This is a genomic window from Actinoplanes couchii, from assembly GCF_016862075.1.
GTDB lineage: Bacteria > Actinomycetota > Actinomycetes > Mycobacteriales > Micromonosporaceae > Actinoplanes > Actinoplanes couchii.
Window position 1 is genome coordinate 26,930 of record NZ_BOMG01000108.1, and the last position, 13,942, is coordinate 40,871.

12 protein-coding genes are annotated in these 13,942 nt (G+C 71.6%); 7 read left to right on the top strand and 5 right to left on the bottom strand.

Features of this window, described 5'->3' with window-relative positions; all coding sequences use genetic code 11:
* The first annotated feature begins 37 nt into the window (after positions 1 to 37).
* Complete coding sequence (locus Aco03nite_RS43865) at positions 38 to 1,138, top strand: DUF418 domain-containing protein (RefSeq protein ID WP_203807444.1); 1,101 nt, start codon at positions 38 to 40, stop codon at positions 1,136 to 1,138.
* A 6-nt stretch (positions 1,139 to 1,144) separates the two neighbouring features.
* Here Aco03nite_RS43865 and Aco03nite_RS43870 read toward each other — a convergent pair whose 3' ends face one another.
* On the bottom strand, positions 1,145 to 2,131 hold the full coding sequence (locus Aco03nite_RS43870) for a hypothetical protein (RefSeq protein ID WP_203807445.1): 987 nt from the start codon (positions 2,129 to 2,131) through the stop codon (positions 1,145 to 1,147).
* Positions 2,132 to 2,432: 301 nt separating this feature from the next.
* Between Aco03nite_RS43870 and Aco03nite_RS43875 the strand changes: the two genes are divergently transcribed.
* Both Aco03nite_RS43875 and Aco03nite_RS43880 read left to right on the top strand, forming a co-directional pair.
* Positions 2,433 to 3,320 (top strand): class I SAM-dependent methyltransferase, encoded by an 888-nt coding sequence (locus Aco03nite_RS43875; RefSeq protein WP_239145933.1) that lies wholly within the window; start codon positions 2,433 to 2,435, stop codon positions 3,318 to 3,320.
* A 217-nt stretch (positions 3,321 to 3,537) separates the two neighbouring features.
* Positions 3,538 to 3,978, top strand: a complete 441-nt coding sequence (locus tag Aco03nite_RS43880; RefSeq protein WP_203807447.1) for a hypothetical protein — start codon at positions 3,538 to 3,540, stop codon at positions 3,976 to 3,978.
* Here the strand turns inward: Aco03nite_RS43880 and Aco03nite_RS43885 are convergent.
* The gene (locus Aco03nite_RS43885) at positions 3,920 to 4,855 is read right to left on the bottom strand and encodes an NAD-dependent epimerase/dehydratase family protein (protein ID WP_203807449.1); all 936 of its coding nucleotides are present in this window, start codon (positions 4,853 to 4,855) and stop codon (positions 3,920 to 3,922) included. The two genes, Aco03nite_RS43880 and Aco03nite_RS43885, sit on opposite strands and share 59 nt — an antisense overlap.
* An 89-nt stretch (positions 4,856 to 4,944) precedes the next feature.
* Here Aco03nite_RS43885 and Aco03nite_RS43890 point away from each other — a divergent pair, with 89 nt between their 5' ends.
* The 4 genes from Aco03nite_RS43890 (at position 4,945) to Aco03nite_RS43905 (ending at position 10,376) form a co-directional block, all read left to right on the top strand.
* Positions 4,945 to 5,823: a helix-turn-helix domain-containing protein gene (locus Aco03nite_RS43890; RefSeq protein ID WP_203807451.1), complete on the top strand. Its 879-nt coding sequence runs from the start codon at positions 4,945 to 4,947 to the stop codon at positions 5,821 to 5,823.
* On the top strand, positions 5,759 to 7,813 hold the full coding sequence (locus Aco03nite_RS43895) for a S9 family peptidase (protein WP_203807453.1): 2,055 nt from the start codon (positions 5,759 to 5,761) through the stop codon (positions 7,811 to 7,813). Before Aco03nite_RS43890 ends, Aco03nite_RS43895 begins: the two co-directional genes overlap by 65 nt.
* A gap of 166 nt (positions 7,814 to 7,979) precedes the next feature.
* Positions 7,980 to 9,050, top strand: a complete 1,071-nt coding sequence (locus Aco03nite_RS43900; protein WP_203807454.1) for an alkene reductase — start codon at positions 7,980 to 7,982, stop codon at positions 9,048 to 9,050.
* A gap of 78 nt (positions 9,051 to 9,128) precedes the next feature.
* Positions 9,129 to 10,376, top strand: coding sequence for a cytochrome P450 (locus tag Aco03nite_RS43905; protein WP_203807456.1), 1,248 nt, complete (start codon positions 9,129 to 9,131; stop codon positions 10,374 to 10,376).
* Between the two features lie 179 nt (positions 10,377 to 10,555).
* On the opposite strand, the gene Aco03nite_RS43910 is transcribed toward Aco03nite_RS43905, so the two are convergent.
* The 3 genes from Aco03nite_RS43910 to Aco03nite_RS43920 form a co-directional block, all read right to left on the bottom strand.
* Positions 10,556 to 11,398 (bottom strand): hypothetical protein, encoded by an 843-nt coding sequence (locus Aco03nite_RS43910; protein WP_203807458.1) that lies wholly within the window; start codon positions 11,396 to 11,398, stop codon positions 10,556 to 10,558.
* Positions 11,399 to 11,471: 73 nt separating this feature from the next.
* The gene (locus Aco03nite_RS43915; RefSeq protein ID WP_203807460.1) at positions 11,472 to 12,659 is read right to left on the bottom strand and encodes a hypothetical protein; all 1,188 of its coding nucleotides are present in this window, start codon (positions 12,657 to 12,659) and stop codon (positions 11,472 to 11,474) included.
* Between the two features lie 67 nt (positions 12,660 to 12,726).
* Positions 12,727 to 13,878 carry a M50 family metallopeptidase gene (locus tag Aco03nite_RS43920; protein WP_203807462.1) on the bottom strand — a complete coding sequence of 384 codons (1,152 nt, stop codon included), beginning with the start codon at positions 13,876 to 13,878 and terminating at the stop codon, positions 12,727 to 12,729.
* Positions 13,879 to 13,942: the final 64 nt, after the last annotated feature.

The window sequence follows — 13,942 nt, forward strand, 5'->3', positions numbered from 1 at the left end:
TGTCCGTTGTCGCCCGGTGCCGCGTCTACTGACCGGCATGACCGTCTCCACTCGGATCCCCGTCCTGGACGTGCTGCGCGGGGTGGCGATCCTCGGCACCCTCGGCACCAACATCTGGATCTTCACCGATCCCCGTGGGCCGGCCGGGTCACTGATCAGCGACGGTCCGGGTTTCTTCGAGACCCTGCTGCGTACGCTCAGCAACGGCAAGTTCCTGGCCCTGCTCACCCTGCTGTTCGGCATCGGCCTGGAACTGCAGTACCGGTCGGCGAAGCGCCGCGGCGAACGCTGGCCCGGCTGGTACCTGTGGCGGGCCGTGCTCCTGCTCGCCGAAGGGGCGCTGCACTACCTGCTGATCTTCGAGTGGGACGTGCTGATGGCGTACGCGCTGGTCTCGCTCTTGGTGGCCGGGGTGGTGGCGCGCACGGACCGGGCGGTCCGCGTCGGGATGGCCGGGGCCGCCGTGCTGCATCTGGTTCTCATCACGCTGCTGACCCTGGCCGGCATCGACGGCGACAGCGGCCTGAGCGCCTATCCCGCGGCGTACGCCGATCAGGTCAGCGGCCGGATCGAGCACTTCTGGGAGTTCCGTTCCGAATCGATCCTGATCATCCCGCTGACGATCCTGCTGTTCCTGGGCGGCTCCCGCCTGATGCGCGCCGGCCTGTTCACCGACACGTCCGCCGGTTCCCGGTTGCGCCGCCGCCTGACCGTTCTCGGACTCGGTGTGGGCCTGCCGCTGAACCTGCTCACCGCGTTCGCGGGCCCGCGCTGGTTCTTCGTCGACCGGTACGTGTGCGCCCCGCTGGTCGCGGTCGGCCTGCTCGCCGCGCTGACCGCCCTGCTGATGCGGTCCACGGGAAGCCCGCGCCTGGCGGCGGTCGGGCGCACCGCACTGTCGTGTTACGTCCTGCAGAACCTGCTCTGCGCCGTCCTCTGCTACGGCTGGGGCCTCGGCCTGGCCGACCGGTTCGCCGACCTGCGCCCGTGGTGGCCGCCGGTAGCGTGGGCCCTGGTGTCGGCCCTGCTGATCGTGGCGTCCGGTTGGTGGTTGCGCCGCTTCGACCGGGGCCCGCTGGAACTGGCCTGGCACTGGGCGTGGCGGCTCCCGCAACGGCAGGGGGCCGTATCCCGGTAGCTTGCTTCACGCAGTCCGGGCGGGAACCACCGCCAGGACCTTGGCGGCGGCGGCCGCGGTCTGCGGCGCGACCGGACGGTGCCCACCGGCCGGACCGGCCGCGACGGCGACCCGGCCGAGCAGCGTGGTGGCCTCGCCGGACGGATCCTGCGACAGCATCCAGACGAGGCCCCGCAGCAGTTGGTCGCCGGTGGAGAAGACGTGGCCCCGGTACTCCGCGAAGAGGCCGAGAACGACGGTCACCGGCCAGCGCGGCGTGAACGCGCCGCCGGCCCGCAGCCATGCCCGCGTGGGGGACGACGTGGTCAGCGAGGCGGCGTGCCGGAGAACCTCGGCGGCCCCGGGCTCGTCGAGCCGCTCACCGAGCAGGTCACGGACGCAGGCACCGAACGGGTCGTGCCGGGGCAGCAGGTCGAGCGGCAACCGGCCGGTGATCCGCCAGATCGCCGTGCCGTACCGCTCGCCCAGCAGCCGCCGGACCGGGCGCGGAGTGCTGCGCTGGGTGACGACATCGGCGAACACCGCCCGTAGGGCCGGCTCGAAATCCGCGACCGCGGCCGGGCTGAGCGACGCCGCGATGAACCCGGGAAGCAGATGGGCCGCACCGTCGTACAGCCCGTAGCCGTCCGCCGTGCGCAGCGCCCAGGCGAGGTCGGAACGCGACCCTCGGATCCGGTCGTCGATCAGCACCGGCATCAGGCGTGCCGGCGCCTCGTCAGGAGCACAGTCGGCGTGCCACCTCTCGACGGCCTCGAGGTGCACCTTCATGGCGGCGAGTCGCCGGAAGCCGGCGGGCCAGCCGCGGACGACGCGGTCCGCCCCGCGGAGCCGGGAGTAGACCGCGGCCGAGGCGAAGGAAACCACCTGTGCCAGGTCGGCGGCCGACGGATCCGCCGGCGGCAGCTCCCCGGCCCAGGCCCTTGTCGTGCGTGAATCCTCGGTGAGGCCGATCGGCTCGCCCACGACATCCGGAATCAACGGCGTCCATGTCACGGCGCGATCATGCCGCAGGGGTACGACAAGAACGCCGCGCCCGCACCGGATCTGCGTAGGGTGACCCCCAGTCGACCAGGATCACTGTGGGTGTCGACTACGGGAGCTGCGCCGACCCGGGCGAGCATCGTTCGGCTTCGGGTTGGCAGTGCGGGTCGCATCCGGCCCGGCGGTCGCGGGGAGGGTGGGAGGGGACGCCTGCCTGGCGTGATGCCACGGGAGGGGTGGCTCGGCGAAGGGCTTGTCCGGGCGTACCGAAGCCTGGGTTGAAATCTTTTGAAAGGCAACATATGTTGCGTCCATGAAGGACGTGCGGGAAGACGGCCTGGAACGGCTTCGGGGGCTCACCGGGGACATCCGAGCGATGGAGAGCGAGCGCACCCGGATCGTCGGGGCGCTGCGGGAGAACCAGGCTGCCAGCTGGGACGAGATCGGGCAGGCCTGCGGCATGACCCGGCAGGGAGCCACCCGGCGCTGGTCGAAGACGCTGCACGCCGGCTCCTTCGGCAGCGTCGCGGGCACCTACCACCGGGGGCGGCCCACCTATCCGCTGTCGGCTGTGGAATGGGTGGTGCCGCGGCACGCCCGGCGGGTGCTGGATCTCGGGGCGGGAACCGGGAAGTTCACCGAATTATTGACCACGGCCGGTCTCAGCGTGGTCGCGGTCGAGCCGTCCGCCGAGATGCGGGCCGAGATCACCGTCACCGCCGAGATCCTTGCCGGTACGGGGGAGCAGATCCCGCTCCCGGACGGCGACGTCGACGCCGTGGTGTGCGCGCAGGCCTGGCACTGGGTGGACCCGGCACTGGCCGTGCCGGAGGTGGCCCGGGTGCTGCGGCCCGGCGGCACCCTCAACCTGGTGTGGAACATCCGCGACCACGAGGAACCCTGGGTGGCGCTGCTCGACGACGTGCTGCACCGGCACACCCGCCAGGAGATCGACACCACCCCAGAGGTGGGGGCGCCGTTCGGGCCGGCCGAACGCACCGAGATCCGCTGGCGGCACACCCTGACCCGGGCCGCCCTGCTGGACATGGTGGCGTCCCGCAGCTACGTGATCGTGCTCGCCCCGCACGAGCGGGCCGAACTGCTCGGCGACGTCACCGAACTGCTCGACCGGCAGGGGTTCGGCGACGAGATCACCATGCCCTACGTCACCCGGTGCAGCCGGTTCCACCTCACAACGTGACCACCGCGCCGCCGGCGCCGCCGCCGATCAGGCCGGCCACCACCGCGGCGGGCGGAATCAGCGGCGGCAGCGCTGACCGTTCCTGATCGCTCAGGCCACCACGATCCGGTGGCCGGTGAGGCCCAGCGCCAGCTCCCGGCCCAGGCCGCTGCCGGCACCGGTGACGATGGCGGTACGCGTCGTCGGCACAAATCCTCCACTCCGTAAGGTTGACCCCGTGAGTCTTCTTGATGACGTGGGTGAACGCGACGGCTGGCGCTGCTGGGTGTGCGACGAGAAGGTCGACCCGGACGCCTCGGTGAACGACGATCGTGGCCCGAGCGTCGACGCCCGGACCGCCGACCGCAAGGCGAAGATCACCGAGCGGCTCGCGCACCGCGCCTGCAACTCCCGCAAGGGCGCGGTCAAAGTAGTCATCGCCTGGCCGGACCGGCTGAACGTGATCGAACCGGCGCCGCTGATCACCGTCGCCGAACGCCTGGACCGCAAGGGCGGCCGCGAGCTGGTGGCCCGCTGCCCGCGCAAGAACGACGCGCAGGACGCCGCGGACTGGCTGGTCGACCGGTTCTCCCGGCTCGTACCGGGCCTGCCGGTCGACGCTACGGTCGAGCCGGGTGGCGGTCAGTTCCTGGTCGCATTGTCGACGCGGCGGCGCTGATCGCCTCCTCGGCAGGCCGCGGGTTCCAGCCGAGCGCCGCACGGGCCTTGGCGTCGGAGATCTTCTTGACGTGCCCGAGTTCCCCGGCCACCGACCGGAACTCGGGCTTGACCAGCGCGGCCAGCTTCACCACGAAGTCCGGGACGCTGCGCCCGTGCACACCGAGGACCGCCGCGATCTCCTTCATCGCCAGCGGGCGGCCGTTGGCCAGCAGGTAACGCCCGGCCGGGGCGGTCAGCGCGGCCACATGAGCGGCGGCCACATCGCGCACGTCGACGATCGGCACGTACATGTCCGGGAACGCCGTCATCTGCCCGCCGAGAATTCGCTGCACGATGTGGTTCGCGCCGGAGACCTTGCCGTCGAACGCCGGGCCCATCACCGCCACCGGCAGCAGCGTCGTCAGATCCACCCCGTCGAACTCCCAGGCCGCCTTCTCGGCCAGGACCTTGCTGCGGCCGTACGCGTCCATGCCCGGCCCGTCCATCACCGACCAGTCGTCCTCGGTGAACGTGTGACCGGTGTGCGGATGCCCGAATCCGGCCGCATGGAACGCCGACGTGAGCACCACCCGCTCGACGCCCGCGTCCCGGGCCGCCCGCAGCACCCGCCGGGTGCCCTCGACCGCCGGAACGATCACGTCGTCCTCGTTCGCGACGTGACCGGGACGCACCGGCGAGGCGACGTGCAGCACGTAGTCGCAGCCCGCGGCCGCCTCGGCCCAGCCGTCGTCGCTGAGCAGGTCGGCCCGGACCTGGTCGTCGCGTTCGGGACGGCCCCGCACGGTGGACCGCACCCGGAATCCCCGTTCGAGCAGCTGAATGATGATGTGGCGGGCGATGAAACCGTTCCCGCCGGTGACGAGCACAAGTGGCATGACGACCACTGTCCAGCCGTCCGGTTGTGGTAGCCAGGGTTCCGTCAGGACCCCCTCTGCCAGGCCCACGGCGATCTACCGTTGCGGTCATGACACACCCGCTGGGCGAATTCCTGCGCGCCCGCCGTGAACTGGTCACCCCCGCCGACGCCGGGGTGCCGGTGACCGGCGTGCGCCGTACGCCGGGGCTGCGCCGCGAGGAGGTGGCGATGCTCGCCGGGATCAGCGCCGACTACTACCTGCGCCTGGAACGCGGCCGCGACCGCAACCCGTCCACGCAGGTCCTGGAGGCGCTGGCCCGGGTGCTGCTGCTGGACGCCGATACGAAGGCGTACCTGATGAGTCTCGCCGTCGCCCCGAAGCAGCGCCCGCGCCGCCCACGGCGGGAGACCGTCCCGCCGAGCACCGCCAAACTGGTGGCCACGCTGCCGCTGCCCGCCTTCGTCGAGGGCCGCTACCTGGACGTCCTGGCCGCCAACCCCCTCGCGGCGGCCCTGTCCCCACGGCTGGTCCCGGGCGGCAACCGGCTGCGTGACGTCTTCCTCGACCCGGCCGAGCAGGCGATGTTCCCGGACTGGGAGATGGCCGCCGCCGGGCTGGTCGCCGGATTCCGGGACTCGGTCGGCACCGCAACCAGTGACCAGCGCTGCATCGAACTGGTCGGCGAACTCAGTCTGGCCAGCCCGCTGTTCCGGAAACTGTGGGCCCGCCACGACGTGCGCACCCGCTCCGGCGCGACCATTCCGTTCCAGCACCCACAGGTCGGCGAACTGGTCCTGAACCGGGAGAAACTACTGGTCAGCGGCACCGACGGCATCATGCTGGTGATCTACCACCCGGACGCCGGGTCGGACGCCGCCGAGAAACTAACCCTGTTGGCGTCGATTACGGAAGAGTGGAGTCATGGCATCGACGTATCCCGGGCTCGTCGCCCGCACCCAGAGCTTCACCCTGGGTCTCGCCCGTAAGTTCGTGATCGCGCCGGACGGCTCGCGGGTGGTGTTCCTGCGGACCGCGACCGGCAAGGATCCGTCCGGGGACCTGTGGTCCTACGACGTGGCCTCCGGCGAGGAACGGCTGCTGGTCGCCGCGGCGTCGCTGCGCGACGGCGGCGCGCCGATGTCCGAGCAGGAGAAGGCCCGACGTGAGCGGGCCCGGGACAGGTCCGCCGGGATCGGGGCTTTCCACACCGATGCGGCGGTACGTACGGCGGTGTTCACCGTCGGCACCCGGCTCTACCTCGCCGACCTGGGCAGCGGCGAGGTCACCGAGCTGGGCGCGCAGCAGCCGGCGTCCGAGGCCCGCCTCGACCCGACCGGGCACACCGTCGCCTACGTGCGGGAGAACGAGCTGCGGCTGATCGGCCGGGACGGCAAGGACGACCGGCCGCTCGCCGAACCGGACGGCCCCGAGGTCAGCTGGGGCCGGGCCGAACACGAGGCGTCCGAGTCGATGGACCGGTTCCAGGGGTACTGGTGGGCCCCGGACGGCCGGGCCCTGATCGCCGCCCGGGTCGACGACGCGCCGGTGCAGGTGTGGCACATCAGCGACCCCGCCCACCCGCAGAAACCGCCCGTCGCGCTGCGGTACCCGGCGGCCGGCACCCCGAACGCCGACGTCACCCTGCACGTGCTCGGCCTGGACGGCAGCCGGGTCGCCGTCGACTGGGACCGGGCCGGGTTCGAATACGTCACCCGTGTCGGATGGTCGTCGCACGGCCTGCTGGTGGTGGTGCAGAACCGGCCGCAGACGGTCATGCGGATCCTGTCGGTGGACCCGGCGACCGGGGCGACCACGGTGCTGCGCGAGGACACCGACCCGCAGTGGACCACGATCGTCGAGGGCGTGCCCGCGTACACCGCGTTCGGGAATCTGCTGTGGACCTCCGACGAGGGCGAGACCCGGCGGCTCACCGTCGACGGGGTGCCGGTGACCCCGCCCGGCCTGCAGATGGAGCAGGTGCTGTCGGTCGACGGCGACACCGTGCTGTTCGCCGGCCGTCAGGACCCCACCGAACGGCACCTGTGGACCTGGTCGCCGGCCGGTCTCACCCAGCTGACCAGCGGCGCCGGAGTGCACGACGGCCGGCTGGCCGGCGGCACCACCGTCATCGAGGCCCGCACCCTGACCGGCGAGACCGTCACCGTCGACGGCCGGGAACTGCGCGCGACGACCGCGGTGTCCCCGGTGAAACCCGTCGTCCACCTGCACACCCTCGGCACCCGGAAGCTGCGTACCGCGGTGCTGCTGCCCACCGGATACACCTCAGGTCCGCTGCCGGTGCTGATGGACCCGTACGGCGGATCGGCCGCGCAGCGGGTCGTCGCCACCCGGACCCGGTTCTGGGCCTCGCAGTGGTTCGCCGACCAGGGTTTCGCCGTGATCGTCGCGGACGGCCGGGGCACCCCCGGCCGCGGCCCCGCCTGGGAACGCGCCCGCGGCGACGACCACCCGGCGCCGCGCCTGCAGGACCAGGTCGACGCCCTGCACGCCGCCGCCGGACACTACGACCTGGACCTCGGCCGGGTCGGCATCCGCGGCTGGTCCGCCGGCGGCTACCTGGCGGCCCTCGCCGTGCTGCGCCGCCCCGACGTCTTCCACGCCGGGATCGCCGGGGCCCCGGTCACCGACCAGCTGCTCTACAGCTCCCACTGGCAGGAACGAACCCTGGGCCTGCCGGCCGAGAACCCCGGCCTGTACGCCCAGGCGTCCCTGATCGACGACGCCCCGAACCTGCGCCGCCCCCTGCTGCTGATCCACGGCCTGCTCGACGACAACGTACTGCCGGTGCACACGATGAAGCTGTCCGCCGCCCTGCTGGCCGCCGGCCGCCCACACACCGTCCTGCCGCTGCCCGGAGCCACCCACATGGGAATGCTCGACAACACCGAATGGCAGTTCGAGGTCGACTTCCTGCGAACCGCACTGGATCTTCCGGCTCCATCCGGGCCTGAGTAACCGGTGGTCAGCGTCGAGATCGTCTACGAGTACGACGGCGACCGCAAACGCGTCGTCGTCCCCAGCCACCTGACGATCTGCGCCCCCGCCACCGCGCCCTGCGAAGCCCGGGGCCCGGAATGATCTTGTGACAAAGGTGTAAAGGTCGGCGGTTAGGTTCGAGCCCATGGCTGACGCATTCGCATCGTACGATCTGGCCGGCACCAAACTGGCCAACCGCATCGCGATGGCACCGATGACCCGCAGTCGCGCGTACGGTCCGGGTGCCACCCCGACCGACCTGACCGCCACCTACTACGCCCAGCGCGCCGGCGCCGGCCTGATCATCACCGAGGGCACCCAGCCGTCGGTGGCCGGCCAGGGCTACACCGACACCCCGGGCCTGCACTCCGAGGAGCAGATCGCCGCCTGGCGCACGGTCACCGGCGCCGTCCACGGCGCCGGCGGGGTGATCTTCGCGCAGCTGATGCACACCGGCCGGATCGGGCATCCCAGCGTGCTGCCGGACGGCCTGCACCCGGTCGGGCCGTCCGCGGTCAAACCGGCCGGCAAACTGTGGACCGGCGACGGGCTCAAGGAGTTCGAGACCCCGCGCGAGCTGACCGAGGCGCAGATCACCGCGACGATCGCCGACTTCGCCACCGCTGCCCGCAACGCGATCGCCGCCGGATTCGACGGGGTGGAGGTGCACGGCGCCAACGGCTACCTGGTGCACCAGTTCCTGTCGGCCAACGCCAACCGGCGCACCGACGGCTGGGGCGCCACGATCGAGGGCCGGATCCGGTTCGGGGTCGAGGTCGCGACCGCGGTGGCCGCGGCGATCGGCGGGCACCGCACGGGTTTCCGGATCTCTCCGGCCAACCCGTACAACGACATCACCGAAGAAGACACCGAGCAGCTGTACGCCGCCCTGCTCGCGAGTCTGGCCCCGCTGAACCTGGCGTACCTGCACCTGATCGAGAGCCCGGACCGGGAGCTGACCCGCAGCCTGCGTGCCGCCTGGCCGGGCACGTTCGTGCTGAACCCGGCCACCCACCCGCAGATCACCGGCCCGGAGGCCCTGGCCCTGATCGCCGACGGCACCACCGACCTGGTGTCGTTCGGCGCGCTGTTCCTGGCCAACCCGGACCTGCCGGCCCGGCTGGCCGCCGGCGGCCCCTACAACACGCCGGAGAAGTCGTCGTTCTTCGGCGGCGACCACCGCGGTTACACCGACTATCCGACGCTCGCCGGCTGACGTGTTTGACCCGCCGTGGGGGCGGGGCTAGCGTGGATTGTGGTTGTTGCACCCGATTTGATCATCTCGGGAGTCGGCATGAGCACACTCGCGGAGTTCCTCGACTGGCTGGAAGAAGCCCGCACCCACGGCCCGGTCCACCACGACGCCGGACAGGGCGTCTGGCAGGTCGTCGGCCACCCCGAGGTCAGCGAGATCCTGGCCGACCCGGGCACCTACTCCTCCGACATGTCGGAGATCATGCCGGTGCAGGACGACTTCACGACCTTCCAGCAGGGCAATTTTGTACGGATGGACCCGCCGCGCCACCGCAAACTGCGCGGCATCGTCAGCCAGGCCTTCACCCCGCGCGTCGTCGCCGGTCTCGAACCCCGCATCGCCGAGGTCACCACCGAACTGCTCGACGCCGTCGACGGCCACGACCGCATCGACCTGATCGAGGCCCTGGCGTACCCGCTGCCGATCATCGTGATCGCCGAGCTGCTCGGCATCCCCACCGCCGACCGCGGCATCTTCCGGCGCTGGGCCGACGTCCTGTTCGACCAGACCGCCATCGACCCCGAGGACTCGATCCTGGAGGCCGGCCAGAAGAGCATGGCCCGGGTCGCGCCCACGATCCGGGAGATGAACAGCTACCTGCTGGACTACATCAGGTCCCGCCGCGCGCACCCCGGCGACGACCTGACCACCCGGCTGACCACCGCCGAGGTCGACGGCGAACGCCTCGACGACCAGCAGATCATCGGTTTTGTCGGCCTGCTGCTGCTGGCCGGGCACATCACCACCACCGCCACCCTCGGCAACACCATCGTCGGCCTCGACGAGAACCCGGACGCCTTCGCCGAGGTCCGTGCCGACCCCGGCCTGCTGCCCGCCACCATCGAGGAGAGCATCCGGTTCCGCACCCCGTTCCCGCGTCTGGCCCGGCTGACCACCCGCCCGGCCCGCCTCGGCGACACCGACCTGCCCGCCGGCGCGATCCTGCAACTGTGGGTGACCGCCGCCAACCGCGACCCACGGATCTTCACCGACCCGAACAGTTTCGACATCCACCGCAAACCGAACCCGCACCTGTCCTTCGGCCACGGCATCCACTTCTGCCTCGGCGCCCCGCTGGCCCGCCTGGAGGCGAAGATCGCACTCCGCCTGCTGATGCAGCGCTACGACGACATCGCCCTGACCCCGGACGCCCCACCCGAGTTCCGCAACCCGTTCATCATGGTCAGTGTCAACAAACTCCCCTTGTCGGTACGCCCGTCGAACAGCGCTGTCCTCCCCACGACGGCCCACCCGTCCCGCCCACAGCCGTCCTCCACCCGCGCGTGAGAGGCCGATGGCGTGGCCGCGGTCGCGACCCTGGACGTTGAGGTGCCCGGTCACCGGGACGGTTCCGTCGCCGGCCAGCGTCGTCAGGCGACCGGCGGCTGAATGACCGGCTTTGATCTGCATGCCGAACGCACGGAATCAGATGTCGGCGCTGATCTGCGCACCCCGGCCGGTGACGCTCAGCCCGCGACCAGCCTCACCGTGAACGGGTAGGTCCGGGCGAGGTCCGGGCGGGGGACCACCCGCAGGCGGTGGACCTCACCCCGGCGGGACCGGACGCACAGATCGTCGACGGCACGGGGCGTCACCGAGACCTGCTCCGGGCGGAACTGCGCCCGCGCGCACGACAGCACCGGATCCGGTGCGGCGACTCCGGCCCCGTTCAACGGGGTCAGCCACCACCACTTGAGCCGGAGGTCGGCGGCGTCCTTGCTCGCCGCCCGCACCAGCCGTCCACCCCGCTCGATGGCCAGGAAGAACGCCGGCTTCACGAATCCGGTGACACCGCCGGTCTCCACCGGTCGGCCCGCGGGTGCCCGCGCCGGGTCCGGCCGCTGCTTCTCCGGGGGGAGCACGGCGGTCGTCACGACCCGTACCGCCGTGGTTGTCTCGTCTCCGGCCGCACGAGTCGTGGCCGCAAGGCCCCCTCGCGGCGACCAGGCCTGCCATCGCGTGGTGGTGTCCGTCTCGTCCCGGTCGACCGGGACGGTGATCCGGGGCAACACCCGGGTGGTGCCGGCCGGGCTCTCCCGGTTGATCTCCAGGTTGTTGTGGTCGCCGCAGACGATGCCGGCGGGATTGCCGTCACCCTGCCAACAGGGCAGGTGATCCGTCGGCGCCGGGGTGAACACCGCGGCCGGCGGTGCCGGGCGGAAACCGAAATACACGGCCACCAGCACACCGGCCACCGTCGCCACCCCGCTGATCACCGTCCAGCGGTGGTCGGTGATCCTCTGTGCCGGGTGCCGCCGTGAGCCCGCTCCGGCAGCACCCGCGGAAAGTCCGACGGAATCATCCGCCATGGCGCACCCTCTCCCAGCCGCATTTTTCCTACCTTCAACGGCGGGAGAGGGCGCCAGGACACGGCCCGTAACGTCAGGAGTGGCTGACGAAACTGCGCATGTCCTCCACACTGTGCGGCAGCCCGTACGCGTTCACCATCAGGGTGAAGTTGGCGAAGATCCCGGACTCGCCCCACTGCCACGTGGTGGGGGAGTCGGCCAGCTTCAGCAACAGCTTCTGCTGCAACTGGTCCAGGTCGGCGAACCGCACCGCCGACCCGACCGGGCCGGCCGGGAACGCCCGGCGCAGCGCCTCACCGACCACCGGCAGCGCCTCGGGACCGCTCACCGCCGGAATCCGCACCAGCAACGTCTCGAACGCCGCGCCCGCGTGCGTGTCACCGAGCCGCCGCAACGCCAGCCCGGCCAACCCGGACAGGTCACCGCCGAGGAACGGCACCGCCGGGAACCGGGCCCGGCCACGCCCGGCCCAGCCCAGCAACTCGTCGACCGCGGCCTGACCGGTCGCCGGCCCGTCCAGACCCGCCACCGTCACCGCCGCCGCCCACCGGACCAGCGCCCGCCCGTCACCCAGCGCCTCCCGGAAGATCGCCCCGGGCCCACCCGACAGGAACAGCGCCACCAGCGCGGTCGCGGCCACCGCCGGATCCGGATCGGCGGCCGACGCGGTCAGCGCCCGCTCGACCACGGCCGCCTCCTCCGGGAACCAGGCCAGCGCATAGGCGGCGGCGACCCGCAGACCCGGGTCGGCGGCCGACAACAGGTCACGGAAGAGCGGCACCCCGGCCCGGACCGCGTCGTACGCGCTCAACTCGATGAACGCGAACATGCTCTCCCGCCCGCGATCGTCGAGCGCCTCCACATAACGAAAAACACTGTCGTCCTCGTACGACGGCAGGGGCGCCGCCCGCAGGATCGGCTCACCACCGGCGGCCTGCTCCCGATAGGACGCCACCGGGAACGGGCCCGGCAGCCACGACTCGTCCTCACCGATCGCCAGGGACGTCAGCAGGGCCAGCAGATCGGCCCGCTCCGGGGTGGCCGGGTCGGCGAGCAGTTCGAGCAGGAACGGGACGGCGAAGGCGCTGGCCTCATACCTCGTACCCGAATGAACGATGTTGTGGTTGAGGGACCGCCGGGCCGCGTCGCGGACCGCCATGTCGGGGGACCGCAGCGCGCGGATCTGATCGGGGACGTCGGCCGCCGAACCGTAGGCGTGCCCCAGCCGGGCCCAGGGAACTTCGGAAAGCTTCTCCAACACGATGCGGAACCTACTGCCACCCCCTGACATTTTTACGTTTCCGCAGCGTGCGGGGCACAGTAGAGGGTCAGGACAGGCGGAGCGGGTTCACCACGTCGGCGGTGATGGTCAGCAGCATGACCGCGCCGCCGATCAGGACCAGCGCCATCGTCACCGGGTAGAGCCGGGTGAAGTCGACCGGGCCGAGGGCGGGCCGGCCCCGCAACCGGCGGACGGTGTCCCGCAGCCGCTCGTACCAGACGATCATGATGTGGCCGCCGTCCAACGGCAGCAGCGGCAGCAGGTTGAACACCGCCATGAACAGGTTCAGGCTGGCCATCAGCAGCAGGAAAACCTCCCACAGCCCACGCTCGGCCGCCTCACCGCCGAGCCGGCTCGCACCGACCATGCTGACCGGGGTGTCCGCGGTCCGCTCGGCGCCACCGATCGCCGCGATCACCGCCGGGATCCGCTGCGGGAACGCGACCAGCTGGGCCGCGGAACGCTGCAGTAGATCACCGGTGAACACGACGGTCGCCCCGACCGCCGCCACCGGGCCGTGCCGCAGGTACGCCGGGGGAGTGGCCGCGGTGGCACCGATCATGCCGACCTGCGCACCCTCACGGGTCACCCGGGCCACGTCCACCGTCAGGGTCAGCGTCCGCCCACCCCGCTGCACGGTCACCGCGGTGGGCCCACCGGCCGCGCGCACGGCCGCCAGCACGTCGGTCCAGAGCGGAGTGGCCGCCCCGCCGACCGCGGTGATCCGGTCCCCGGCGAGCAGCCCCGCATCAGCGGCCGGGCAGGTCGCGCCCACACACGAGGTGGAGGCGACGACCGGCTCGGTGACCGGGTTCAGGTTCGGCAGGCCGGTGCTGACCGCCATGCCGTAGAGGATCGCCGCGGCCAGGAACACGTGCGTGACCGGCCCGGCCGCCATCACCACGGTCCGTTTCCACCAGGGCTGACGCCACATGGCCCGCTCGTTCTCCTCGGGCGTCAGCTCGTCCAGGGTGGTCATCCCGGCGATCTCACAGAAACCGCCGATCGGCAGTGCCTTCAGCCCGTACTCGGTGTGCCCGCGCCGGAACGAGAACACGGTCGGCCCGCGCCCGACGAAGTAGCGCCGCACCCGCAACCCGAACATCCGGGCGGTCAGCAGATGCCCGGCCTCGTGGATCGACAGCGACAGGCACAACCCGACGACGAACAACACGACACCCGCGACATAGGCAAGCACGCCGCCGATCGTACAAATCGTCAGCGGTTGAGGGAACCGTTGACATCCTCCCCGCCCTAAAGTT